Genomic DNA, 26276 nt, shown 5'->3' with positions numbered 1-26276 from the left:
TGTCGGCGCCCTTACAACCCGCGTGGTGAGGGCGCCATTTTTCATGCACTCTCAGACTAGTAATCTACCCTGCCCCGATTAGCCTTAATCTTTCCACGCTGGGTTTTCTTATCCATTCGGCGCTTCTGTGAATTCTTGCTCGGCTTGGTGGCAATACGTCGCTTCTGCACGGTCATGACCTGTTTAATCAAACCTATTAAACGCGCAACTGCCGCCTCGCGGTTCTTTTCCTGGGTACGATACTCCTGCGACTTGATAACAACGCAACCGTCTTTGTTAATACGCTGATCAGAAAGTGCCAATAAACGCTCTTTATAGACCTCAGGCAGTGAAGATTGGCGAATATCAAAGCGTAAGTGAATAGCCGAAGACACCTTATTGACGTTCTGCCCCCCTTTGCCCTGTGATCGAATGGCAGACAGCTCTATCTCTTCGTCAGCCAGGACAAGACGGTTAGATATAACGATGGGCATAGGGGCTCACAAAGGATTTGGTACAGAAACCTCAATAATACCCGATTTTAGACCGCGGGGTTCTACCTATTGCTAACTAACCTACTAGTAGGTTAGTATCTCATACCATGCAAGTACGACTGAAAAACCGTAAAGAGCAAATCGTCAATCTGGGCCTGGAGCTACTGCAAACTCGTGGGTTTGAGAATTTTAGCTATCAGGACCTCGCTCGTGAGCTCGGCATCACCAAAGCCAGCATCCATCACCACTTCCCCAAGAAAGCAGATTTGGGCGTAGCCCTGTGCGAGGCTATTCAGGACTGGCACGAACATCAGTTTAAGAAGATATCTGCCCTGCAAGGCACGGTGATGGAAAAGCTCGACGTCTATGTTCAGGGCAATCTGCGCTTTGCCTGTGGCGAGAAGAAGATCTGTCCATTGAGCAGCTTGCAAGCCGATATCGCATCCTTACCTGACGGCATGAAAAAAGCCCTCAAGCGTCTGGATGAGCACGAACTGAATTATATCGCCGATCTACTGGATCACGGTCGTGAAGCCGGTGAGCTGACCTTTGAGGGCGACAGCTTTAGCCAGGCCACCCTCTTCGTACTGGCCTTTAAAGGCGCTATGCAATATTCCCGCGTACACGGCGAAAAGATTTTTGAGGCCACCATGGCTCAAATGCGCTTACAGCTCGCAGGCTGATAAGCGTAAAAAAATTTACCCCAACAACTTACCTACTAGTAGGTTAAATACACGAGAGAGATCGAGGTAAAAATATGAGCAACGCCAACATCCTGTTCCAACCGTTCAAACTAGGTAATCTGGAACTGAATAACCGCATTGTTATGGCCCCTATGACGCGCACCTATTCTCCTGGCAATATCCCTAATGATATGGTCGTTGAATACTACCGCCGCCGCGCCGAAGGCGGTGTAGGTCTGATCGTGACCGAAGGCACCTGCATCAATCACAAAGCCGCCACCGGTTACCCCAATGTACCGTTTATTCACGGTGATGAAGCCCTGGCCGGCTGGAAAAAAGTCGTCGATGCCGTACACGCCGAAGGCGGTAAAATCGCTCCTCAGTTGTGGCACGTTGGTGGCGTTCGTCGCCCAGGTGTTAACGGTGACGAGCCCGGCCACAGCCCTTCCGGTATGGGAAAACCAGGCAAAGTAACCGGTCATGCCATGACCAAAGAAGATATCGATGAAGTTGTTGCTGCTTTCGCTCAAGCGGCCAAAGACTCTAAAGAAATTGGCTTTGATGCTATCGAACTTCACGGTGCCCACGGTTACCTGATTGACCAGTTCTTCTGGGACGGCACCAATCAGCGCGATGATGAGTACGGCGGTGACCTGGCTCAGCGTTCACGTTTCGCCATTGAAATCATCAAAGCCTGTCGTGAAGCCGTAGGCCCTGACTTCCCGATTATTCTGCGTTTTTCCCAGTGGAAGCAGCAGGATTACGAAGCACGCCTGGTTGAGACTCCAGAAGCGCTGGAAGCTTTCCTGAAGCCATTAAGCGAAGCCGGTGTAGACATCTTCCACTGCTCGACTCGCCGTTTCTGGGAGCCAGAGTTTGAAGGTAGCGATCTGAACCTGGCTGGCTGGACCCGTAAAATCACTGGCAAGCCTGCCATTACTGTTGGTAGTGTTGGCCTGAATGCCGACTTCCTACCGGAAGACGGTTTTGTTGAGTTCAAGAGCGCCGAGCCTGCCAGCCTGGACAATCTGATCCAGCGTATGGATAACGAGGAATTCGATCTGGTTGCCGTAGGTCGCGCCCTGATTGCTAACCCGGATTGGTCCAATAAAGTTCGTGACAACCTGTCGAATGATCTGGTTGCTTACGATAAGGACATGCTTAAAGAGCTTGTTTGATCTGAAAGGCGCCGATCGGCGCCTTTTTTTATTGCCACCTTGAAGTATTCGACTGCCTCCTCCCCTCTGTGACCTGCCAGAGCTTATTTGGTATTATTGGACTTTTGATGGTCAACCTTAAAGAGTCATCCTGTGTCCAAATCACTACAAGATCAACTGCTAGGCGCTGGCCTGGTGGACAAGAAAAAAGCCAAACAAGTCAAAAAGGACAAGCGTAAGTCCGATAAGGTGCAACGCAAGTCTAAAGATAAAGCCGTTGATGAGGTAAAACTGCAGGCTGAGCAAGCCCGTCAAGAGAAAGCTGAGCGTGACCGTAAGCTGAACCAGGAACGCCAAGCAGCGGCTGAAGAAAAAGCCATTCAGGCGCAAATCATTCAGCTGATTGAACATCACCGCATAACCAAGCAAGGTGAAACGGCGTACAACTTCACCGATGGCAAGACAATCAAGAAAATTTATATTGATGAGACGCTGACCGGCCAATTAAGCCGCGGCCAGATTGCCCTGGTTAGAAACGGGGATGATTACGAGCTGGTACCGAAGGTGGTCGCTGAAAAGATTGCCCAGCGTAATGACAGCTTTATCGTTGTTGCCAATGAGAAACAGGACAACGTTGATGATGAGGATGACCCTTATGCGGATTATCCAATTCCAGATGACCTGATGTGGTAATCATTCTATAGCCCTCTTTCCTGAGGGCTAGAACAATGTCTTACTTCTTCGCCCTACCCTTTAGATCCTGGCAGTAATCCCTATCCGTCACTTTCGGCGTAAACCATACATAATCCGCCTGCTTATTCTTTACTTCCGGATAATCAGCAACCTGCTGTAGTGATTCCTGCACCTCTATAATCGCCACGGTAACGGATTGCTTACCTTGCGCGGCAAGATGTTGGGGCACACCCACATCTTTACGGGCATGAACATTGCCGGCGATCAAAATGTTTTGCGATTTCCCTGAATTAAGCATCGCATAAGCCATACTCGCATCTTTGGCCAGCTGTATATTTACCATCGGCTGTAAATGTTCACGGGGCATCATTTTACAATGGGAATCAAAGACCAGCTCCGTAATTGGCTTACTGCGTTCTTTGGAAACTGGCACGATTGTCTCGAATCGCTGCTTATCGGATAGAATCTCCAGGCCGCCGGTATATAACTGGTTAATTTTTTCGCGATCAATATTACCCACAGACAGCTTCGACCCCTGTTGAACCACCAACTGCATTAAGGGGCCATAGTCCTGCCAAGCCCAGCCTTTTTCTGGCCATTGAAGTTGTTGCTTAAAAGCTTCGGAGGTTAGACCCGCCTGCAACCCCAAAATTAAAGGCGCTTGCTGATCATTCAGCATCTCAAACACGACTGCTGAATCTGACTTAGCCAAAGCTTCTAGCAACTGCAGCTCGATGGCGTGGTGGTCTGGATTGTCGTGCTTTTCGCCAATTACCACATAAGGTGCTAGTTTTAAGGCTTCCAGTAGAGCCTCTGTAATCAGGCTATCACCGCTGTCTACGGCAACTATCTTGCCAACCAAACGATGATCTTGAAGCAGCGGCGACTGCCATTCCTGAGCATTGGTCGCTATGCTGATACAAAGACTTACGCAGGCAAACAGTAATCGCATATTCAATCCTTGTTAGGCAGAAGGTTTAACGGGTCTTTTGCGCGGACGCTTACGGGGTTGCGCTGTAGCTCCGGCTGCCGCTTTGGCATTTCCGGAAGCAGGCTTGGGTTTAGAGCCCTTATTCTTAGAAGGCTGGGCCTTAGATGACTGTGACTTATCCGCCTTGCTATTAGCGCCAGGCTTACCCTGCCCCTTACCTGCTACATGTTTTTTGTTTTTACCCGTGGGCTTATGGCCACGCGCCGCATCTCCAGAGCGCTGACCATCCTGATGCTCCGTTTTTGGCTTCTTCGGCTTTTTCGGTTTCTTGGGTTTATTATCCAAACGGGTCTGCGCCAATGGATTAACCGGCTGGAAGCCATCCAGAATGTCTCGGTCAATCAACTTGCCAATTAATCGCTCAATGGCTTGTAGCTGCTTGGCCTCATCGGCACACACCAAAGATACCGCATGTCCACTGGCACCTGCACGACCGGTACGTCCAATGCGATGAACATAGTCTTCTGGCACATTCGGCAAGTCGAAATTTACCACTTGAGGCAACTGATCAATATCCAAGCCCCGTGCTGCAATATCGGTTGCTACCAGTACTCTGATAGCACCGCTTTTAAAGTCCGCCAGCGCTTTGGTTCTGGCACCCTGGCTTTTATTGCCGTGAATTGCCGCGGACTCAATTTTATTACCAATCAGGGTTTTAACCAGACGATTACATCCGTGCTTGGTTCGACAAAATACCAATACCTGCTGCCAATTATTGTCGTGAATTAGCTGCGTCAGTAACGCCGGTTTGCGCCCTTTATCGACGGGGTGAATAATCTGTTCAACCCGCTCAGCCGTACTGTTGGCAGGAGCGACTGAGACTTCTACAGGGTTGTGTACCAGCCCTTTCGCCAGATTGCGAATCTCTTCAGAGAAGGTAGCCGAGAACAGCAGGTTTTGACGCTTAGCAGGTAACAGCTTCAGTATGCGACGGATATCGTGAATAAAACCCATATCCAGCATACGATCAGCTTCATCCAGCACCAGGATTTCCAGCTGCTTAAACTTCACCGCATTTTGGTTATAGAGATCCAGCAAACGACCAGGCGTAGCCACCAAGACATCAACGCCACGACGCAAACGCAACATCTGCGGATTGATTTTAACCCCGCCAAATACCACCGTAGAGCGCAATGGAAGATTCTTACCATAGGTCTCAACACTCTCGCCAACCTGCGCTGCCAGTTCACGAGTAGGCGTCAATACCAGTGCACGTACCTGATTGGCCTGCACTTTCTCACCGCCCGACAAGCGCTCCAGCAACGGCAAGGTAAAGCCGGCGGTCTTACCCGTGCCGGTTTGAGCCGCAGCCATTACATCACGCCCCTCTATCACTGCGGGGATCGCCTGCGCCTGGATTGGAGATGGGGTTTCGTAGCCTTGTTCGGCAACGGCATCAACTATTTCGGTACTTAGACCAAGAGAGGCAAAACTCATAGAACATCTCACGCAGTTAGGAACCCGCAATCCCATACAAACAGGGGAAGCTGGAGGGGCGTGAAGCTTACAGGATATACCTCTCAGGAGCCATACAGACGTGCTGGATATGGGGCATTGTATTCCCTTACAGCCTTTCAGGAATCGTAAAATAGGGAGATGTCGCCCCTAATCGTTGCTGCCCTTCTGAAAGCTCCATTTTGGAAACACTGCGAAGATGTACCTCATCAGGGCCATCGGCAATATGTAATGAGCGACCGAAGCTGTAGAGATCGGCAAGCGGAGTGTCCGGGCTCAGCCCCATGGCGCCATAAATCTGAATGGCGCGATCAACCACGGTCGTATGCATGGTAGGTACCAGCGCCTTGATCATAGCGATTTCTTTACGGGCTTCTTTGGCGCCAACATTGTCTATCATCCAAGCCGCCTTTAATACCAACAGGCGAGCCTGATCGATTTCAATGCGCGATTTAGCTATGGATTCAGCTACAGAGCCGTGTTGATGCAAATATTTACCAAAGGCTTTTCGTTCCTGTACACGGTCAACCATCATCTCCAGCGCCAGTTCTGCCATGCCAATAGAACGCATACAGTGATGAATACGACCGGGCCCCAAGCGCGCCTGGGCAATTTTGAAACCATCGCCCTCTTCTGCAATTAAATTGTCGGCAGGTACACGAACATTTCTAAATACCACTTCACAATGACCATCCGGAGAATGGTGATTCATCACGCTGATATTGCGCACCACTTCTACACCCGGTGCATCCATAGGCACTAACACCATACTCTGTTGTCGATGCGCATCCGCGTTGGGATCTGTTTTCCCCATCACGATAAATACCTTACAGAGGGGATGCGACGCATTGGTGATAAACCACTTGCGGCCGTTAATCACATACTCATCACCCTTGCGCTGAATCGATGTTTGAATATTGGTCGCATCAGATGAACATACATCGGGTTCGGTCATCGCAAAGGCTGAACGAATCTCGCCATTAAGTAACGGCTTTAACCAACGTTGTTTTTGCTGCTCAGAGCCAAACATATGCAGCACTTCCATATTGCCGGTATCAGGGGCACTGCAGTTAAATACTTCAGAGGCCCAAGCCACACGCCCCATAATTTCGGCGAGCGGTGCATATTCAAGATTAGTTAATCGTGTACCTGGTTCATCATCTTTTAAGTGGGGTAAAAACAGATTCCATAAACCCTGATCTTTTGCCAGCGCTTTAAGGTCTTCCATAAAGGAAACCGGGTACTGACCCGCATGTACTTCATCCTGCCAAAGGCCTATACGCGGGACAATATAATCATCCATAAAATCACGTACCTGGCGGCGAAGCTCTTCTACTCGGGGGCTAAAAGAAAAGTCCATAACCAATGCTCCTGTTAATATCGATACCAATAGCGTTTAAACTGCTATTAACATCTTATGGGGAGCATATTTACGGTGGAAATCATTTATTGAAATAGAGGAGTATTCAGCAGACTTATAAAGTACAAATCCACCAAAAACTACCCCATGAATTACCACCAATGGCAAGTGGCAATTATTTATAGGGGTATATTCACGAACGAAATATACCCCTAAATACACAAGTTACCGCAATTTCCTCACTTTAAAATTGCGGCCTTTTATCTTACCTTGCTGAAGAGATTTCAAGGCGCGATTTGCAGAGGCGCGTTTAACTGCCACATAGGCATGAAACGGAAAGATATCAATTTTGCCGACATGAGCACCCTCAATACCGTGTTCGCCAGTCAACGCGCCTAAAATATCACCTGGGCGAACTTTGCTTTTCTTGCCGCCATCGATTTGCAGCGTGACCATTGGCGGCCTCACAGGATCTCCATTATCAACCAAATCATCCGGATTACCCCAAGATAACGGTTTGTTAATGTAATCCTCAATCTCTTCGAGTTTGTAAGTTTCCGACTGGGTGTAGAGACTCAACGCCACACCTTCACTACCCGCCCGGCCGGTACGGCCAATGCGGTGAACATGCACCTCTGGATCGCGAGACAATTCAAAATTAATCACCGCTTCAAGGTCTTTAATATCCAAGCCGCGCGCAGCAACATCGGTAGCCACCAAAATAGAACTACTCTGGTTGGCAAAGCGTACCAACACCTGATCGCGCTCTTTTTGCTCCATATCACCGTGAATAGCCAAGGCATGAAAACCATTGACCTGCAGCTCATCGGCAACATCTTGTGTCTGACGTTTGGTATTACAGAAAATGACAGTCGATTGTGGCCGATGATGAGACAACAACGCCATTAGCGTTTTAACCCGCTCATGCTTTTCAATTTGATAAAACAGCTGGGATATATTCTGTTCACTATGAACAGACTCAACGGACACACTAACTGGCTGCTTTTGGAAGTCTGCACTCAGAGACTGGATTTCATCGGGATAGGTTGCCGAAAACAGCAAGGTCTGGCGATTAGCGGGCATCTGACTGGCAATATGGCGTATATCATCGCGAAAGCCCATATCCAGCATACGATCGGCTTCATCCAATACCAGAGTGGTAATATCATCGAGCTTTAAACGGCCCTTATCCAGGTGCTCAAGTAAACGTCCTGGGGTTCCCACCACAATATGCGCGCCGTGCTCCAAAGACCCTATCTGTGGACCAAACGGCATACCACCACACAAGGTCAGCACCTTGATATTGTGAATAGCACGAGCCAGGCGACGGATTTCCTTGCTGACCTGATCGGCAAGTTCCCGGGTTGGGCACATGACCAGCGTTTGAATCCGGAAGCGTTTGACCTCCAGCTTATTCAGTAATCCCAAGGCGAAGGCAGCCGTCTTGCCACTGCCGGTTTTGGCCTTGGCAATCACATCCTTACCCTCAAGAATGGGTGGCAGGCTTTGAGCCTGAATGGGGGTCATTTCCTTATAACCAAGGCCTTGCAAGTTCTTTAGCAAGGCTGGATCGAGGGACAAGGAGGCAAAGGCGTTGCTGGACACAGGCGTATTCCGCTGAATTGGCTGAAAAGGGCCGCAATCTTACCAGATACGCCCCCTGTCTTCATGCAGGTTTTCCTAACCCACAGGGATTACGCCGATACCAGCTGTCTACTCTTACGCCGGCGTTTGGCCCTCGCCTCTGCCCGCTTCTGCCGACGCAGGTACCAAACGTAAATACCGGTTACAGACAAAACCAGAGGCATCACACCCATAACACACCAAAACACCTTGCTCCACAGACCTGCAAAATTACCAAAATGTAAACGCCGGAAACTATCATCTACCTTACGAGCAATACCCGCTCCGCGGATATCACTGGCATCAACAAAGCGCCCATCCAGCTCAGCATAGGTGATAAAACTGCCATATTGACTAATTAATGGATTACCCTGTGGCACATCACCAAAAAAGTAAATTGGGTGATCGAGTTCATCGGGTAAGCTCATATAGGTTGGAACGAATCCATCCACTCGTGCTGAGGTATCCTCATAAAGGGCCTGCAGAGAGACGCCATCACCGTACAACCTACCGTCAACGATAAACGGCTCTTCACCGGCATGATCAATGTAATCGTGCCATAAATGCATGACATTCCAGTAACCACCTGTAAAACCCAATATCAAAAATACAGGGGCAGCAATAGTCCCTACCATTTTGTGAATATCATTAAACAAAACGGTAATGCTACGCCGCCAGCGTAAGGTGAAGAAATTTTTCCTAAACTTGCGATAGAGAATCACGCCCGTGATACCCAGTGCACAGAAGATGACTGAAATCAGTGTGGATATCACTAACCCTGTATCGTTTAACAGCAAGTGATAGTGCAGCTCTAACAACCAGTCGGTAAGGTAATGATCAAATACAACCGGAGGTGCTATCACCTCCCCCGTATACTGATTCACAATTAAATAGCATCTATCCGCCGAACCATGCTCTACTACAACAACCGTGTCAGCCCTGCCTGGATCCAGAAAAAACGCCCAACCAGCAGGCTCGTAATTTGGGTATTGTTGCTTTACCGACGCGCTTAATTGGTCGAGATTGATTCTATTTTGTCGAGCCGGACCATCAAAGCCTTTAAGTTCGACATCAACCCTTACTTTTTCAGGCATTAAGAAGCTATCAATTTCATGTTTGAAGACGAGAATACTCCCCGTCAAACAAATCACAATTAATGGCAACGCCGTTACTAGTGCCATCCAGGTGTGATATTTAAACAGTGTTCGATTCATAATCCGTCACCATTAAACAGAGACTACTTAACGACAAAAGCCCCATCAGTTGTCCTGATGAGGCTTTAAAAGATACTACTACTTCGTTAATTAGAACTTGTAGCGAACATCGGCAGTAACAGTGCGAGCTTCGCCAGCGAAGCAGTCACCGCGACCAAGACAAGAGGTTAAATGCTCTTTATCGGTCAGGTTACGACCGTTCAAACTGATAAACCAGTTTTCCAGTTCGTAACCAATCATGCCGTCAACCAACGTATAGCTATCGGTTTCCAAAAGCTCGTTATCAGTACCATCATAAGTTTTACCGGTATAACGAGCACCCAAACCAATTCGTAAACCAGCTAACTCATCAGCAAAACGATAAGTCACCCAAGCAGAAGCCTGTTCTTCAGGAATAGTAGAGATATTAACTGTATCTTTTCCGTCTTCCTGATGCTTAGCATCTAACTTAGTATAACTGGCGATCAGGTCAACTTGACTCCAAGTTCCCTGAACTTCAAGTTCATAACCACGAATTTCACTACCACCCGTTTGAATACTAAATCCAGGATTCAGAGGATCTGCAGTTGTTCGATTTTCTTCCTGAATATCGTAATAGGCCGCAGTAAACAACAGGCTAGTACCTTCTGGCTGGTATTTAACACCCCACTCACGCTGTTCACCTTCGGTAGGTTTGTAACGCTGTCCAGAAGCATCCAATCCGGTTACAGGCTCAAACGACTCTGTATAACTAAAGTATGGAGACAAACCACTATCAAATTGATACATCAAGCCAAACTGCTTGGTAGTTTCCTCGTCTTTATCTTTCTGAGAATCGCCTTGCGTACTGTTTTCTACCTTGTCACGACGTATACCGGCAGACAGAATCCAGTTTTCGTAGTGAATTTTATCCATCAAGTAGAAGCCTTCCTGCTCTACTGTATTTGATGCGCGATCAGTTGGCGTTAAACCGTAGATAGCTGAAGCAGCAGACGTAGAAAGCTGGCCGTAAACAGGGTTATAAGCATCCAGTGGATTTTGTACAATAGCCCCTTGTACAACACCGAACGCAGCTCCTTGTGCAGCAGCAAATTCCAAAGCAGTAGGAGCTAGAGGATTAACTGCATTGGCCACAATATAATCTGTTATTTCACTCGCATAAAGTTCAGCCAATTCACTTGTGTCATTTAATAAACTGTAGTCGTTATCAGTCGTGATATCTTGAACATCATAACCTAATACAACATTATGCTCTAAAGCACCTGTTTCAAAATTAGCCTTCAAGCGTAAATCATAGGTTTCAGCATCAGAAGAACGGTCGCTAGCCAATACAGTTCGTAGAAGTGTGCGGCCATCAGCCATATAACCAGGATAATCAGCATTACCATAGAGCAATGTTTGAGCTTCTATAGAAGAAGTCGTATTAACGCCCCCAAAGAACATTGGGTACATGGTTCTATACTCGACTTCACTCTTAGACTTTCTATAGTTACCGGAGAGTGAAAATATTTCATTAAATTCGTGCTCAAAACTAACGGTAAAGGCAGTTTGTTCTGAATCGTATTTGTCGAAATCAGGCTCACTTAAGAATGTATCCTGATCTATATCACCGTTTGGATTAGGCAATATAGTACCGCTAACCGGTAAAAACTGAGTTGAGGTACCCGTTTCGTTTTTCTGTTCATTTACCAGCACGGTAATCGAGGTTTGATCAGTTGGTTTCCAAGTTAAAGATGGCATAAATATCAGACTATCGTCATCAACATGCTCGGTTTGAGAATCTGCATCTTTTTTCAATGCCACCAGACGGTATAACCATTTACCGTCTTCATCAATTGGACCTGTAATATCAACAGCCAATTGCTTACGATCAAAGTTGCCCACTTGTGCCCAGACTTCACCACCAAACTCTTCCTGTGGACGCTTACTTACCATATTGATAATACCGCCAGGACTGGCTTGGCCATAACCAACAGAGGCAGGCCCTTTCAGGATTTCCACGCGCTCCAGTGAATAAGGATCCTGACGAGTATTGTTATAGGAACCTACAGATTTTCGCATGCCATCCAGATAAAGGGTTGGCTCTACACCACGAATAGTCGCCCAGTCACCACGGGAATCAACACCAAATGGGCCACCATTTACACCCGCCGAATACTGAAAAGCATCCTGCAGTGTTTTAACACCGGTTGCAGTAAAGAAGTCCTGAGTAATTACAGATACGGAGAAAGGAATATCGGTAATAGCGGCATCCATTTTACCCACACTGGTGGTACGACCTTCCAGGTTCTTACCAACAACCGTAATTTGCTCCAGTACCGGCTCAGCGACTTTTACGCCACTCTCTTCTGCCAGTGCAGCGTTGGCAGTGGCAACGCCTAGCGCCAGTGCCCCCATAGTCATAATGCTTCTTGCTTGCTTGTACACTATCCGTGCTCCCCAAATAAATAGTTAGTGATGACAGGCTAAATCCATGGCTATCTAGATTTATTTGGCGCGAAGCATAATGCAATTCATTATCAATTGCACCTGCATTTACATTTATAGCGTGTAAATTGCCCTCTTAAGGGGCAATTTAAGCGTCAAATCTATAGAAAAAGAGGGAAAAGATAGGTGGGCTGAATGAATTACTCAGCGATCAGCAGGTTCCAACCCCGCTCAGAAGCTACATCAGGTAGTCCGCCAGCCTCGCTTTCCGGCACAGAGATAACCACCTGTACCTGATGGCTGTAGCCTATATCAATAACCTGCCCCTGAACCTGATCCAACCAATGCCTCAAGAATTGCTCCTGCGAAAAGTCACAGCAGATCGTAAATTCAGCCATAGCCACACGTTGCTGAATTTCTAGTTGCTCCATAACTTGCTGTGCAGCTGAAGAATAGGCACGAACCAAACCGCCCGCACCTAATTTGATACCGCCAAAGTATCGAATCACCACCAGCATGACATCCCCTACCCCCTTGTGCTGCAGCACATTGAGGATAGGTTTGCCGGCTGTTCCAGAAGGTTCGCCATCATCAGACATAGCGGCACTGGCGGCGCTTGCAGGATTACCTAACAGGTAGGCCCAGCAGTGATGGCGCGCATCCGGGTATTCGCTTTTGGCTTGGGATAGTAACTGCATAGCCGCTTCACGGTCTGGCGCATAAGCCGCCCAGGCAATAAATCGACTCTTTTTGATTTCGTATTCGGTTTTACAAATTGCAGCGGGAATAGGATAAGACATGCAGATGCTATGAACTCGCCATGCCCGTATCGGGCATGGCTATTGAACTATTGGAGGGATTGAACGATAGGCTGTAAAGTTTCCTGCCACACTTTATCGGTTACAACACCCACATGCTTGTAACGTATAACGCCGGTTTTATCGACGATATAAGTTTCCGGAGCTCCAAACACACCCAGATCGATGCCCAAACGACCATCGGCATCAACAATACTGAACTGATAAGGGTCTTCCAGATCCTTTAACCATTTGCGAGCCATCTCCACATCGTCTTTGTAGTTCACACCGTAGATAGGCGTGCCCTTCTCTGCGATATCGAGAAGGAATGGATGCTCCTGACGGCAACTGATGCACCAGGTAGCCCACACATTTAACAGGGAAACCCGGCCTTTTAAATCCTCTTGGGAAACCTGTTTTTGCGGATCGTTGACGGTCACCAAACTAAACGTCGGCACAGGTTTATCCAGCAGCGCCGAAGGCATATGGGTCGGATCCAGACTTAACCCCTTCCAAAAGAAACCCGCCAGTACAGCAAATACAATCAAGGGTATAAATAATTTAAAACGAGACATCATGCATCCATTATTCTGATGATTAGGCCTTGGCAGCTACTGCAGGCTGCTCGGCTGGCGCTTTTTTACGTACGCGATAACGCTTGTCGATCACCGCCAGCAAGCCACCCAGTGCCATAAAGATGGTACCTAGCCAAATCCAGCGTACAAAGGGTTTTACGTGAACACGAATAGCCCAGGCATCACCTTGCAACGCCTCACCCATGGCCACATAAATATCAGCAAACAAACCTGCTTCGATACCCGCCTCGGTCATCAAATTACCACCGGATAAATAGCGACGTTTTTCAGGCTGCAATTGTTCAATAAAGTTACCGTCGCGGCTCACCTCAATAATTGCCATATCGGAGATATAGTTGGGGCCGCGGATTTTCTTCAGCTCGACAAAAGTGAAATCAATGTCGGTTAAAGAAACCGTTTGACCAGGCTCCATACGAACATCGCGCTGTTCACTGTAAATAGCCGTCAAACCAATACCCACCAGAGTTACAGCCACACCGATATGTGCCACAACCATGCCGTAGAAACTTGGGGTGAGCTTTTTAAGCCCCACAGCAAAGTTCTCGGCATTACGGGTTTTATAAACAACATCCGTCAGAGTCGCCAGTGTTAACCAACTGCCAAGCCATACGGTAACTGCTGCCAGGAATTGATATTCACCCCAAATAAATGGCATTAACAAACCGATAATCAGGCTCGCGCCCATGGGCTTGCTCAGCCAACGCAGGAAAATATCACCACGGGTGCGCTTCCAGTTGGCCATGGCGCCCCACCCCATCAGGAATACCAGCAACCCCATTAATGGCAGGAAAAACGCATTAAAGTACGGTGGGCCGACTGAAATTTTTCCCCAACCGAGCGCATCGGCTATCAGCGGGTAAAGTGTGCCCAACAGTACGGTGGCCATCACAATCACCAGCAAAATATTATTGCCTAGCAAGAACATTTCCCGCGCTGACCAATCGAAGCTGGCGACATTTTTCATCACCGGCGCTCGTAGCGCATACAAAATCAACGAGCCACCAATCACAAACAGCAGGAACATTAAAATAAACACGCCCCGCTCAGGATCGGTGGCGAAGGCATGCACAGACGTCAGCACACCGGAACGTACCAGGAAAGTACCCAGCAAACTTAATGAAAAAGCGAAAATGGCTAACAGCAAGGTCCAGCTTTTAAAGACACCGCGCTTTTCAGTAACCGCCAGCGAATGGATCAGGGCGGTAGCAACCAGCCACGGCATAAACGAAGCGTTTTCCACCGGATCCCAGAACCACCAACCACCCCAGCCCAATTCATAGTATGCCCACCAACTGCCCAGAGAAATGCCCAAGGTCAGGAAACACCAAGCGACAGTAGTCCAGGGACGCGACCAGCGCGCCCACGCACTATCTAACCGTCCAGAGATGAGTGCCGCAATAGCAAAAGCAAACACCACTGAAAGTCCAACATACCCCATATACAACATAGGCGGGTGGAAGATTAACCCCGGGTCCTGCAACAGCGGATTCAGGTCTCCACCATCCTGTGGTGCATTAGGTAGAAAACGATCAAAGGGGTTTGAGGTCAGCAGCATAAATGCCAGGAAACCAATGGAGATCATGCCCATCACTGACAATACACGGGCAACAACGTCCAACGGCATATGACGACTGAAAACACCTACCGACAGAGTCCATACCGCCAGGATCCAGGCCCACAGTAATAAGGAACCCTCGTGCCCTCCCCAGACAGCACTGATTTTATAGTGATCAGGCAAGAGGCTATTGGAATGATTAGCCACATACTTAACGGAAAAGTCGTCCTGCAAAAAAGACGTGGTTAACAAGGCAAATGCGACACTCAGAAAGACAAAAAGTCCAGCCGCCAAACTGCGGCTGGACTTCATCAATACATCATGACCGGTAAAGCTCCCCGCCAAAGGAACAATTGACAGAGCGACGGCGATAAACAGCGCTATCGTCAGCGCCAGATGACCTAACTCAGGAATCATAGCTCATCCCTTCACAGGTATTAGCATGCTGGGTGACATCCTGCACGGACTCTGCAACTTCCGGTGGCGTGTAGGTTTCATCATGTTTGGCCAGTACCTGAGTCGCCATAAACACACCGTCACCGTTCAACATACCGTTAACAACCACGGCTTCGCCTTCAGCGAAAAGATCCGGCAGAATGCCTGAATAGCTCACCATCAAATCGGCGCCGCCATCGGTAATCAGGAAAGACACATCCAGGCCTTCATCGGAGCGCTTGACACTGCCCGGTAATACACAACCTCCGGCACGAATTCGCGTCTCCAGCGGCGCTTCACCGGTTACAATCTTTGACGGCGGATAAAACAGGTTAATGTTTTCACGCAACGCGTAGGTCATCAAACCAATAGCCACTGAGGCAAATACCACAATAAAAATCACCATAATCAGGCGTTGCTTTCTTACTGGATGCATAACAACTCTTATAATCTTGCTTCGATAATCAACGGTATAACTACAATTTGCTTAACGCTCTATTGTCGCTCCAATACTGTCGGGAGCCCAGCGTCTTTGCAGAACTTTAAATCGCTAGCTGGCTTCTTGCGCTTTTTGCTGCTCGCGCTCGGTAATACGCTGCTGGCGGGCCAGCTGCTGCAAAAACTTCTTGCGACGACGCACAGGCGCCACGACGAGATAGATTAATACCAGCGCAGTAACGGCATAACAGGCCCACACATAGGGTCCGTGTCCGGCCATCAGCCAAAATTCAGACAGGTTTTCAAACTGAAAATTCATCGCTTACCCCTCCGCCTTGGCAATATCCTGAACCCAACGCGTCTTCTTCTCACGCTCAAGGATTTCCTGACGAGTTCTCACCAGCAAAACCCAGGCATAAAACACGTAAAACCCAATAATCATCACTAACAACGGATACAGCATGGAAGGATGAATCGGGGATTCAGAGGTAAGTTTCAAAGTGGCTGGTTGATGTAATGTGTACCACCAATCAACAGACTTATAGATGATAGGGATATTAACCGTGCCGACTAACGCCAGTATTGCACTGGCCTTATTGGCCGTATCCTGATGCTGATAGGCTTCCTGCAAGGCAATCACACCAAGATACAGAAAAAACAGCACTAGCATTGAGGTAATACGTGCATCCCATACCCACCAGGTTCCCCAAGTCGGTTTACCCCAGACGGCGCCAGTAAAGAGTGCAACAAAGGTCAAAGCTGCACCAATCGGTGCCGCACATTTCATCACCATATCGGCAAGTTTCATCTTCCAGATCAAACCCACCGCACCACTAATGGCCATCACGTAGTATCCCGCCAAGGCCAGGAACGCCGCCGGAACATGAATATAGATAATGCGATAACTGTTGCCCTGCTTGAAGTCGGCAGGCGCAAAGGCCAGGCCCCAGGTAGCTCCAGCGGCCAGCAAACCCACACCAATCACGGCTAACCACGGTAACCAGGGCGTCGTCTTCTCATAAAACCAGCGGGGGGAACCCAACCGATGAAACCATTGCCAACCCAAAATATCTTCCTCTCTACTACTGTTCTTTTTTACTGCTGTTGTTTTGCAGTTGTTATTCGTTAGCCATTGACGCTAATACGTAGCGCCCCTGCCGCGGCCATTGGTGCCAATACTATCGCCGTAGCAAGAAATGCACCCAAAATCGCCACCTGTCCTCCAATAGGGAAGCCGTCGATGGCACTGCGTACAGCACTGGCGCCGAAAATTAACACAGGTACGTATAGAGGCATAATGATCAAAGACAATAATAAGCCACCTTTACGCAACGCTACTGTTAATGCCGCCCCAATTGAGCCAATCAGACTTAAGGTGCCTGTGCCTAGTAGCAAGGTGATACACAGGGGCATATAACCACTCTCTGGCAGAGATAACATTACCCCTAAAATCGGAGCCATCAGCGTTAAGGGCAACCCGGTTACCATCCAGTGCACCAAAACCTTGGCCAAAACCTGCAGATACAGAGGCTGCGGTGTCATTAACAGCTGTTCGAGCGAGCCGTCTTCAAAGTCACTGCGAAACAAGCTATCGAGTGACAGCAAGGTCGCCAGTAACGCCACCACCCAGATCATGCCTGGCGCCAGGCTGGCCAAAATGGCCTGCTCCGGGCTGATCCCCAAAGGCACCATGGTGATGACCATAAGGAAGAACACCAGCGGGTTAGCCATTTCGCCACGATGACGGTAGGACAACAGGAAATCACGCTTCAATGTTGCCCAGAATCCGGCCCCAACACTTGGGGCTGCCAACGGCATTTGTACTTTCTGGCTCATGCCGCCTCTCCTGTACAGTCCAGTAGATTGAGGCGTTTGACCCCATCTATACCCATATCCTGGTGGGTGGTCAGGAGAATACTACCGCCACCGGCAGCATGTTCGGCCATCAAAGACTCAAGATTCTTTACGCCCTGCTTATCGATAGCCGTAAACGGCTCATCCAGCACCCAGACACGTGCAGGCGTCAAAAACAGGCGCGCCAAGGCTACACGACGCAATTGCCCAGCCGACAGGCTGTAACAGGGCACATCTTCAAAACCGAATAACCCTACTTCATCCAGGGCCTCCTCAATGGGTCTTTGCAAGTGGCCGTCATTCATACCGCTAAACCACAACAGGTTTTCACGGGGAGTTAAGGCTTTTTTCACGCCCGGTAAATGGCCGATATACAGCAGATGGTTCAGGTAATCGAGCTTGCCCTTAGCCAATGGCTGCCCCTGCCAGAAAATCTCACCCTCATAGTCAGACGAAATCGTCGTCAAAATGCGTAGCAACGTGGTTTTACCACTGCCATTGGGGCCTTCAATCTGGATAATATCGCCGGGAAACACCTGCAGATCCAGGCCTGAAAATAATTGCCGCTCATCGCGTTCGCAACTGAGTTTGGACAGTTCCAATATCGGTGACAAAGAATCGGTATCCTTGTTCAAATTGTGAGGTCAATCCCCACCTGAGCCTTGTTCGGCTGCTCGAGACATACAGGTTTGCACCCGACTGCCGCTATAATTAAAAGGAAGCTGATTATAACGACGACCCACGTCCGATTTCACCCCCCATTTGTCTTAATAGTGGCTGCTGTTCAATGATTGACCTACCTTCATTCTTCCAAAACTCAATCAAAGAGCTACAGAACCAACGCCAGGCAGAGGTTGAAAGCCTTGCCCAGCGTATCAGCCTTAAAGTTGGGCAAACCACTTCGGCGTTGATAGAGCGCATCACCCCTGTTAATCAACAGCTGGCGGATCGCATGTCACAGCTGCAAAACACCAACTTAACCGCCAAAGCCAACCCACTGCCCGCACAACTGTTAAGCCAACCCAACCTTAAACTGATTGAACTGGCCGTACAGGGGCAAACCCTGCTAACCCTAACCGACCAACCGGTAAAATCCGGGCAAACAGTACAACTATTATTAAAAACCGCCGCCCAGTTAGTGCTAGTTCCAGATAACAAAACCGGCACCTTGAACACTCAAACAAACCAGAACACAACGTCGCTTACCCACGCACAGCAAACAACCTTGAGCCAAAGCTACCGGGAGGCCCTGCCACGCCAGGCACCACTACAACAAACATTTCGTTTACTTGAAGCCCTTCAGCGCCTGCCAAACTTTCAGCAACAACTGCCTGCCCAGCTGAAACATAGCCTGGAGCAAGTACGCCAATATGCCCTTAGCCCGCAGCAACTCTCAACGCCTTCAGGACTGAAACAGGCCTTGCAGCACAGTGGCGTACAACTGGAAGCACGACTTAATCACCAGCCCCCCAAAGCTGTACCGACAGCCCAACAAGCCCCCACTCAAGCTGCCGTTAAAACATCTGAATCAGCCTTGCTAACGCCAAACACTAAAACCCAAGCGGCCTCACCCACAGCACCGCCATTAAATTCCCAGGATGCCAAAGCCGCCCTGCTACACGCTGAACAACGGGTATCTCAATACCTGGCACAAGTATCCGCTACCAGCGGCAGCACGCAACGAACACCGTTACAAGTTCCAGCCCACTCCCCGGTAGAAACTCTGGTAGTGCTGTTGAAACAGTTTTTAGCTGCCCCTGCTACCAACACTGCAGCCCAACAGGAGTCCGGTCAACGGGAAGACTTGCTGCAAACACTGCAACAGCAGCTGCAAAGCGCCGTAGCCAAGATGCAAACCCAACAGCTTCACACCCTGTCGCAACAATTTGCAAAACCCGATCAACCCCAGGCACAGCACTGGCTTATAGAATTACCTGTCAGACTCAACAATGACGTTAGCAGTGTCGAAGTGCGTATCGATGAAGACTGGGTTCGACCTCAAGATGAAGAGGAAAGCAAAGACAAGGTTAGGCTTTGGACCGTGATGCTGGCTTTTGATTTACCGGAACGCGGCAAGCTGTTCGCCCAGCTAAAGATTGTTCAGGACAGTGTCAGTGCCAATATCTGGGCAGAACAAAACACCACCCTGGCCGAAGCCAAACGCAAGCTACAGACCCTGCGCCAACGCTTGGATGCCGATGGCGTGAATGTGACGTCCATTGAATGCTTTAAGGGTAAACCGCCGATGCAAGATATTCGGTTGGATTATGCGCTGGTTGATATTAAGACTTAAAACATGGGGTAAAATCTCCGGAATAAAACGATGACTCATGAATATACCGATGCCGAACTCAGCAAAGCCGTTGCCCTCTTCTACGATGGCAAACAGGCCCCGACGGTAACAGCAACCGGAACCGGTGACCTGGCCGATGAGATTATTGCCATAGCCCAGCAGCACGATGTCCCCCTGTGTGACAACCCTGCTCTGGTCGACTTATTGGTAACCCTGGAGTTAGGTGAATCCATCCCGGAAACCCTGTACATCGCCGTGGCTCATATCATTGCCTTTGCTTACGAACTACAGGGCAAAACACCTGAAGGTTTTGAGGGCTAGCTCCCCACCTGTGGTATACTCGCCGCCTTTTTATTCTGAGCTGTTAACCTTATGGCCCTTAAAGCAACCATCTTTAAAGTCGAGCTGGCGATCGCTGATATGGACCGTCACTATTACGAAACCCATCAGCTTACCCTCGCCCGCCATCCATCTGAAAATGATGAACGCATGATGTTGCGTTTGGTCGCTTTTGCACTCAACGCACACGAACAGCTGCAGTTTACCAAGGGGTTATCCACCGATGACGAACCAGACCTGTGGCAAAAAAGCCTCAGTGATGAAATCGAGCTGTGGATCGATCTGGGCCAACCCAGCGAAAAACGTATACGCCAGGCATGCGGCAAAGCCAAGCAGGTTAAACTCTATACCTACGGTGGCAACACCACAGAAGCCTGGTGGCAGCAAGCGGCCAAAGTCTGCAAGCGCCACAATAACTTGAAGGTCATCAATATTGACTCAACCACCAGCGAGCAACTGGCACAATTGACCGAGCGCACCATGCAGCTCCAGGTCAATATTCAAGATGGAGAGCTCTTGATTAGTAGCTCCCTGGGCTCTGTAACCTTTACCCCTCAAACCTTGCAATAAACACGTATTGATATGAGTGCTCTTACACTTGGTTTTATCGGTATGGGGCTAATGGGTGTCCCCATGAGCCTACGCCTGCTGGATGCCGGCTTTCGCGTCAACGTTTGGAATCGCAATCCCGATAAAGTGCAGCCCGCAACTGATGCTGGCGCCCATGCCTGCGCAGACATTCAAACGCTTGTGGAAAGCTCGGACATTCTGCTGACCTGCGTTACCGATACCGATGCCATGGACGCTGTGGTATTTGGCGAGCAAGGTATTGTGCATTTTGCCAACGAGCAACAGGCCCTGATTGATTTTTCCAGTATCGCCCCAGACGCAACTCGGCAATTTGCCCAGCGCCTGCTGGAAAAAACCGGCTGCCGCTGGATCGATGCCCCTGTATCAGGCGGTGTTGCGGGTGCCGAACAAGGCACCCTAGCCATTATGGCCGGTGGTGACGCCACGCTGATCGAGCAACTGCAGCCTGTCTTCGCCCCACTCTCACAACGCGTTACCCATATGGGCCCTGTTGGTAGCGGCCAGGTAACAAAAGTCTGCAACCAGATGATCGTCAGCTGCAATGTGCTGGTGATGGCAGAAGTTCTGGCACTGGCCGAAAAAGCTGGCGTAGACGCCACACAAATTCCAACGGCGCTTAAAGGTGGATTTGCCGACTCTATCCCTCTACAGCTAACCGGCTCGAGGATGGCCAACAAAGATTTTGATGAAGTTAAATGGCACGTCAAAACCCTGCTAAAAGATTTAACACTCGCCGAGACATTGACCGATCAAATCGGTACATCGACCCCTATGGCTGCATTGGGTAAACAATTGATGCAGCAACACGGTGACAGTGGCTTGTCAGAAAAGGATCCCGCCACCCTAATTACTCGCTATTTACAAGCTGAAGTGGATGCAAGTCAATGAAGTTTTGTGCAAATCTCTCCCTGCTATTCACTGAAGTCGATCTGTTAAAACGTTTTGATGCCGCGCGAGAAGAAGGTTTCACAGCTGTAGAAATACAATTCCCCTACGAGGCGGAATTGTCCGAACTCGTTAACGCCCAGCAAGCCAATGAACTGTCTATTGCACTGATCAACGTCCCCACTGATGACCTTATGAGTGGTGGTGAAGGGCTGGCCTGCGTTAAAAATAAACGGGACAAATTTAAGCAAGCCGTAGATCAATGCTTAGCCTATGCCGAAGCCCTGCAAGTCGATTGCGTTAATATCCTGCCAGGTCGCAGCCTGGAAGAAAAAAACCGGCAATATTATCGTGACACGCTGATGGAAAACCTGGATTACGCCGCAGACCAACTGGCCTCTATCAATGTGCTGGCAACCTTTGAAGCCATTAACACAGAGGATATGCCCGGCTTTTTAATTCACTCTACCCAACAGATGCGTGATCTTCTGGCTGACATTAATCACCGCAACCTGGCCATGCAATACGATATTTACCATATGGCCAAGATGAACGAACCGGTTGCCGAACAACTTCAGCAATTGCTGCATAGCGATAAAATCTGTGATCGTATTGGCCACCTGCAGTTTGCAGACACACCACAACGAGGTGAACCCGCCAGCGGTGAACTGGATTTTAACGCGTTATTTTCTTTGATAGAGCAAAGCCCCTACCAAGGCTGGCTCGGTGCCGAATATAAACCCACACAATCTACCGCTGCCAGCTTGCAGTGGTTTAGCCCCTATAAGGATTAATATGTTTGTTTTTTCCGTCTCCGCTAAAGCAACCAAAGCTATCGATGAGTTTGCCGAAGGCGATACCGCTCCGTTTATTGTTTATATCAACTTCAAAGACCTACTAGGCGCAGAGGCCCTGTGCAAACTTTTTGTGATGCGAGAAGGCTTTAAGGACGTCACCATCGAAAAACGCCAAATGATCAGCGAAGAGAAACTGGCCGACCAACGCATTATCGATGCCGACAAAGGTTTAAAAGAAGCACTCAAGACAGGTTATGCCCTGCAACTGTTTAGCGCATGACCGCAGAGTCGATGAGACAAAAGTTTGACGCTTTTATCAAACCTCTCATCGTAATAAGGAAAACCATTGCCACCAAGGACTGGGTAGCAGTAATATGATTGAAAAATAATCACAACAAAATACCGCTGCGGCTGTCTAAGCCAAAACAGACAACCTGGGAGAGACAAGGAGTTACCCATGAACAGCACAATCATTTCTGCAGCATCCCTGCTTGCCATGCTTCCGGAAAACCCGGTTATTCTTGATTGTCGCTTCTCTCTTCAGGATCCTTCCGCTGGTGAACAACAATACCTGCAAGGCCATATTCCAGGTGCCCATTATTGCAGCTTGGATCTGGATTTATCTGGCCCCAAGCGACGACACGGTGGTCGCCACCCGCTACCGGATAAACAGGAGTTAGCCTCCACCTTTGCCCACTGGGGCATCAATCGCTTTAGCCAGGTCGTGATCTATGACGACTCCCGTATGGGATTTGCCGCGCGGGCCTGGTGGTTGCTGCGCGCCATGGGCGTACAGGACGTAACCCTGCTTAACGGCGGTTACCAGGCCTGGCTAAAAGCCGGCAATCCCGTGGACAAACGCATCCCGCCGGCCCGAATCAGTCAACTTAAAGCACCCATTGCCTGGCCCGACACCGCGCACCTCGAGATGGTTAAAGAGGCCTCAGCCAGTGGCAATGCCGTATTGATTGATTCCCGTGAAAGCAACCGCTACCTGGGTTTGGAAGAACCCATAGATCCTGTTGCCGGACATATTCCTGGTGCTATCAACAAACCCTGGCAAGAAATCACCGACGCTGAAGGTTTTATTCAACCCGACCAATATCACTATCAACGCTGGTCTGAGTTAGACGGTTCAACACCACTGATCGTTTACTGTGGCTCTGGGGTAACCGCCTGCGTTAACTTGTTATCCTTACATTTAGCCGGGCGCGATGAGGCCCTGCTCTACTCTGGCAGCTGGAGCGACTGGTGCTCGTACCCGGATGCAGATATCGCCATGGGTCCCCTGCCAACTCCACAGGATCCAACACTCAGCGCCCTGCTCTAATTCGTTAACAGCCTACAAAAGAATGATATTGCCCAGCCTTTTCTCTGAAAAGCTGGGCATTTTTCTTTTTTTCTGCCCCCAAACAGCGTCTCAATCCGTATAATCCGCGCTATGACAAAAAGCGCACTTTCTATTCTAAACGACACCTTTGGTTACCCGGCCTTTCGCCATCCCCAGCAAGAGGTGGTTGAGACCTTAATCAGTGGCCAGGATTCTCTGGTGTTAATGCCCACCGGTGGAGGAAAGTCGCTCTGTTATCAAATACCGGCCATCGCTCGCCCTGGCTGCGGTATTGTAATTTCGCCACTGATTGCCCTGATGCAGGATCAGGTTGATGCACTTGCTCAACTGGGCGTTCGCGCCAGTTACCTGAACTCAACTCTGGATCACAACCAGGCCTGGCAGATTGAACAACAACTGCTTAGCGGCGAACTGGATTTACTCTATATTGCCCCTGAACGACTGCAGCAACCGCGTACACTTAACCTGCTGCAGCAATCGCAGTTGGCTCTGTTCGCCATTGATGAAGCTCACTGCGTATCCCAATGGGGTCACGACTTCCGTTCCGATTACCTGCAACTGTCGATACTCGCCGAACAATTTCCCCAGGTACCGCGCATTGCCCTAACAGCAACCGCAGACCAGCGCACCCGCCAGGAAATCGTCGAGCGCCTGCAGCTGCATCAAGCCAGGCAATTTATTGTCGGCTTTGACCGCCCCAATATTCAGTACCGAATCACACAAAAACAAAATGCCAAGCAACAGCTTCTGCGCTTTATTCATAATGAGCATCAGAACGATGCCGGCATTGTTTACTGCCTATCACGCAAAAAAACCGAAGAAGTCGCAACCTGGCTCTGCCAACAGGGCATGAACGCTCTGCCCTACCATGCCGGCCTTAACGCACAGGTCAGAGCCGAGCACCAAAGCCGCTTTTTGCGTGAAGATGGATTAATTATTGTTGCTACCATCGCTTTCGGTATGGGTATTGATAAACCCGATGTCCGTTTTGTTGCCCACCTGGATCTACCGAAAAGTGTCGAGGCCTATTACCAGGAAACCGGTCGCGCCGGTCGTGACGGTCAACCCGCTACCGCCTGGATGGCCTATGGTTTTCAGGACGTGGTTAAACTCAAGCAGATGCTGGAAACCTCCAACGGTAACGAACATCACAAACGCATTGAGCGGCAAAAACTCGATGCCATGTTGGGTTTATGTGAAATCACCAGCTGTCGCAGACAAACCCTGCTGCGCTATTTTGCCGAAGAGCTACCCGAGCCTTGTGGCAACTGTGATACCTGCCTAACACCGGTCGAAACCTGGGATGCAACAGAAGCCACCCGCAAAGCCCTAAGCTGCGTTTTCCGAACCGGTCAACGCTTTGGTGTAAACCACCTTATCGATGTGTTATTGGGCAAAGATAACGCCAAGGTCAAACAATTCCGTCACGAGCAAACCTCAACGTTTGGCATAGGCACCGAACTGGATATTAATCAGTGGCGCTCAGTCTATCGTCAACTGGTGGCCCGCGGTTTTATCCATGTTGATATGGATGCCTTTGGCGCATTGAAATTAAGCGAAAGTTGTCGCCCTATTTTACGTGGTGAAGAAACCATCACACTGCGCAGAGATGTGCTGGAAAAACGCAGCAGCGAACGCAAGTCCGGCAATAAATACAAACTGCAACAAGCCGACGAAAAACTCTGGCAAGCTTTACGCGCATGCCGTAAACAACTGGCAGATGATCAGGGCGTTCCGCCTTATGTTATTTTTCACGATGCCACTCTTATGGAAATGGTTAATTACCGACCAGAAACAGAAACAGCCATGCTGCATCTGAGCGGCATCGGCCAGAGTAAACTGGAACGTTACGGGCAGGAATTTCTCGAGGTAATTCGCGCACACAGTAATGATGTCAGCCCGGACACCACAGGCAACGACAGCGCTACTCTGGAAGAAACCCTAAGCCTGTTGCTGGCCCGCATGACGGTTGAACAAATTGCCTTACAACGCGGCATTAGCGAGGATACCGTTTACCGCCATATAGCAACCTTGATGCAGGACAGACGCATTGCCCTGCGACAAGCGCTGGATATTAGCCAAGATGATATCAATGTCATTCAGGATCAACTGCTGGCCCAGGAAACCGGCGAGGAAGGCTTCCGTTTTAAACCCGTGTTTGAAGCTTTGGATGGTTTATACCCATATGGATTACTCCGCTGTGTGAGGGTTGCCATGCTGACCAATACTGTGGAAGATGTAGCGGTTCTATAACCGATAACTACAATTAATAATTAGAACCGCAGATAAG

The 26276-nt window shown here is 49.2% G+C and carries 26 protein-coding genes; 11 read left to right on the top strand and 15 right to left on the bottom strand.

Going from position 1 to position 26276, the window contains the following annotated elements:
* Window positions 1-56: 56 nt before the first annotated feature.
* Entirely contained in the window at window positions 57-473 is a 417-nt protein-coding gene (gene arfB / locus ACGHZ6_RS10945; RefSeq protein WP_390618895.1) for an alternative ribosome rescue aminoacyl-tRNA hydrolase ArfB, read from the bottom strand.
* 107 nt (window positions 474-580) lie between these two features.
* Here arfB and ACGHZ6_RS10940 point away from each other — a divergent pair, with 107 nt between their 5' ends.
* The 3 genes from ACGHZ6_RS10940 (at window position 581) to ACGHZ6_RS10930 (ending at window position 3006) form a co-directional block, all read left to right on the top strand.
* On the top strand, window positions 581-1156 hold the full coding sequence (locus ACGHZ6_RS10940; RefSeq protein ID WP_390618894.1) for a TetR/AcrR family transcriptional regulator: 576 nt from the start codon (window positions 581-583) through the stop codon (window positions 1154-1156).
* A 74-nt stretch (window positions 1157-1230) separates the two neighbouring features.
* Window positions 1231-2334, top strand: coding sequence for an NADH:flavin oxidoreductase (locus ACGHZ6_RS10935; RefSeq protein WP_390618893.1), 1104 nt, complete (start codon window positions 1231-1233; stop codon window positions 2332-2334).
* 132 nt (window positions 2335-2466) lie between these two features.
* Complete coding sequence (locus ACGHZ6_RS10930; protein ID WP_390618892.1) at window positions 2467-3006, top strand: DUF2058 domain-containing protein; 540 nt, start codon at window positions 2467-2469, stop codon at window positions 3004-3006.
* A 40-nt stretch (window positions 3007-3046) separates the two neighbouring features.
* On the opposite strand, the gene ACGHZ6_RS10925 is transcribed toward ACGHZ6_RS10930, so the two are convergent.
* The 14 genes from ACGHZ6_RS10925 to ccmA all read right to left on the bottom strand — a co-directional run bounded on the left by ACGHZ6_RS10925 (window position 3047) and on the right by ccmA (window position 18344).
* On the bottom strand, window positions 3047-3958 hold the full coding sequence (locus ACGHZ6_RS10925; protein WP_390618891.1) for a ChaN family lipoprotein: 912 nt from the start codon (window positions 3956-3958) through the stop codon (window positions 3047-3049).
* Window positions 3959-3970: 12 nt separating this feature from the next.
* Entirely contained in the window at window positions 3971-5434 is a 1464-nt protein-coding gene (locus tag ACGHZ6_RS10920) for a DEAD/DEAH box helicase (RefSeq protein WP_390618890.1), read from the bottom strand.
* A 127-nt stretch (window positions 5435-5561) separates the two neighbouring features.
* Window positions 5562-6812 carry an acyl-CoA dehydrogenase family protein gene (locus tag ACGHZ6_RS10915; RefSeq protein ID WP_390618889.1) on the bottom strand — a complete coding sequence of 417 codons (1251 nt, stop codon included), beginning with the start codon at window positions 6810-6812 and terminating at the stop codon, window positions 5562-5564.
* A gap of 225 nt (window positions 6813-7037) precedes the next feature.
* On the bottom strand, window positions 7038-8417 hold the full coding sequence (gene dbpA / locus ACGHZ6_RS10910) for an ATP-dependent RNA helicase DbpA (protein WP_390618888.1): 1380 nt from the start codon (window positions 8415-8417) through the stop codon (window positions 7038-7040).
* Window positions 8418-8506: 89 nt separating this feature from the next.
* A complete protein-coding gene (locus ACGHZ6_RS10905; protein ID WP_390618887.1) occupies window positions 8507-9649 on the bottom strand; it encodes a PepSY-associated TM helix domain-containing protein in 1143 nt (380 codons plus the stop codon).
* 90 nt (window positions 9650-9739) lie between these two features.
* The gene (locus ACGHZ6_RS10900) at window positions 9740-12055 is read right to left on the bottom strand and encodes a TonB-dependent siderophore receptor (RefSeq protein WP_390618886.1); all 2316 of its coding nucleotides are present in this window, start codon (window positions 12053-12055) and stop codon (window positions 9740-9742) included.
* A 200-nt stretch (window positions 12056-12255) separates the two neighbouring features.
* Window positions 12256-12855: a YigZ family protein gene (locus tag ACGHZ6_RS10895; protein WP_390618885.1), complete on the bottom strand. Its 600-nt coding sequence runs from the start codon at window positions 12853-12855 to the stop codon at window positions 12256-12258.
* 47 nt (window positions 12856-12902) lie between these two features.
* On the bottom strand, window positions 12903-13427 hold the full coding sequence (locus tag ACGHZ6_RS10890; RefSeq protein WP_390619160.1) for a DsbE family thiol:disulfide interchange protein: 525 nt from the start codon (window positions 13425-13427) through the stop codon (window positions 12903-12905).
* Window positions 13428-13449: 22 nt separating this feature from the next.
* A complete protein-coding gene (locus tag ACGHZ6_RS10885; RefSeq protein WP_390618884.1) occupies window positions 13450-15420 on the bottom strand; it encodes a heme lyase CcmF/NrfE family subunit in 1971 nt (656 codons plus the stop codon).
* Window positions 15410-15874, bottom strand: a complete 465-nt coding sequence (gene ccmE, locus ACGHZ6_RS10880; RefSeq protein ID WP_390618883.1) for a cytochrome c maturation protein CcmE — start codon at window positions 15872-15874, stop codon at window positions 15410-15412. The genes ACGHZ6_RS10885 and ccmE overlap by 11 nt, the downstream gene beginning before the upstream one ends.
* A 114-nt stretch (window positions 15875-15988) precedes the next feature.
* Window positions 15989-16195, bottom strand: coding sequence for a heme exporter protein CcmD (ccmD, locus tag ACGHZ6_RS10875; protein ID WP_390618882.1), 207 nt, complete (start codon window positions 16193-16195; stop codon window positions 15989-15991).
* A 3-nt stretch (window positions 16196-16198) separates the two neighbouring features.
* Window positions 16199-16942 (bottom strand): heme ABC transporter permease, encoded by a 744-nt coding sequence (locus ACGHZ6_RS10870; RefSeq protein ID WP_390618881.1) that lies wholly within the window; start codon window positions 16940-16942, stop codon window positions 16199-16201.
* A gap of 59 nt (window positions 16943-17001) precedes the next feature.
* On the bottom strand, window positions 17002-17712 hold the full coding sequence (ccmB, locus tag ACGHZ6_RS10865; RefSeq protein ID WP_390618880.1) for a heme exporter protein CcmB: 711 nt from the start codon (window positions 17710-17712) through the stop codon (window positions 17002-17004).
* A complete protein-coding gene (gene ccmA / locus ACGHZ6_RS10860) occupies window positions 17709-18344 on the bottom strand; it encodes a cytochrome c biogenesis heme-transporting ATPase CcmA (RefSeq protein WP_390618879.1) in 636 nt (211 codons plus the stop codon). The genes ccmB and ccmA overlap by 4 nt, the downstream gene beginning before the upstream one ends.
* A 173-nt stretch (window positions 18345-18517) precedes the next feature.
* On the opposite strand from ccmA, the gene ACGHZ6_RS10855 reads away from it, so the two are divergent.
* The 8 genes from ACGHZ6_RS10855 to recQ all read left to right on the top strand — a co-directional run bounded on the left by ACGHZ6_RS10855 (window position 18518) and on the right by recQ (window position 26239).
* Window positions 18518-20023: a flagellar hook-length control protein FliK gene (locus ACGHZ6_RS10855; RefSeq protein ID WP_390618878.1), complete on the top strand. Its 1506-nt coding sequence runs from the start codon at window positions 18518-18520 to the stop codon at window positions 20021-20023.
* A 30-nt stretch (window positions 20024-20053) separates the two neighbouring features.
* The gene (locus ACGHZ6_RS10850; protein WP_390618877.1) at window positions 20054-20344 is read left to right on the top strand and encodes an EscU/YscU/HrcU family type III secretion system export apparatus switch protein; all 291 of its coding nucleotides are present in this window, start codon (window positions 20054-20056) and stop codon (window positions 20342-20344) included.
* 51 nt (window positions 20345-20395) lie between these two features.
* Window positions 20396-20932: a YaeQ family protein gene (locus ACGHZ6_RS10845; protein WP_390618876.1), complete on the top strand. Its 537-nt coding sequence runs from the start codon at window positions 20396-20398 to the stop codon at window positions 20930-20932.
* A 12-nt stretch (window positions 20933-20944) separates the two neighbouring features.
* On the top strand, window positions 20945-21841 hold the full coding sequence (locus ACGHZ6_RS10840; protein ID WP_390618875.1) for an NAD(P)-dependent oxidoreductase: 897 nt from the start codon (window positions 20945-20947) through the stop codon (window positions 21839-21841).
* Complete coding sequence (locus ACGHZ6_RS10835; RefSeq protein WP_390618874.1) at window positions 21838-22632, top strand: hydroxypyruvate isomerase family protein; 795 nt, start codon at window positions 21838-21840, stop codon at window positions 22630-22632. The genes ACGHZ6_RS10840 and ACGHZ6_RS10835 overlap by 4 nt, the downstream gene beginning before the upstream one ends.
* Before the next feature lies 1 nt (window position 22633).
* A complete protein-coding gene (locus ACGHZ6_RS10830; RefSeq protein WP_390618873.1) occupies window positions 22634-22915 on the top strand; it encodes a hypothetical protein in 282 nt (93 codons plus the stop codon).
* A gap of 177 nt (window positions 22916-23092) precedes the next feature.
* Entirely contained in the window at window positions 23093-23965 is an 873-nt protein-coding gene (locus ACGHZ6_RS10825) for a sulfurtransferase (protein ID WP_390618872.1), read from the top strand.
* A gap of 111 nt (window positions 23966-24076) precedes the next feature.
* Window positions 24077-26239 (top strand): DNA helicase RecQ, encoded by a 2163-nt coding sequence (gene recQ, locus ACGHZ6_RS10820; protein WP_390618871.1) that lies wholly within the window; start codon window positions 24077-24079, stop codon window positions 26237-26239.
* Window positions 26240-26276 lie beyond the last annotated feature (37 nt).

The sequence above is a fragment of the Maricurvus nonylphenolicus genome (assembly GCF_042854845.1).
Taxonomy (GTDB): domain Bacteria; phylum Pseudomonadota; class Gammaproteobacteria; order Pseudomonadales; family Cellvibrionaceae; genus Maricurvus; species Maricurvus nonylphenolicus.
Note: the sequence above shows the minus strand (reverse complement) of the source record. Positions and strands in the feature narration are given on the sequence as shown.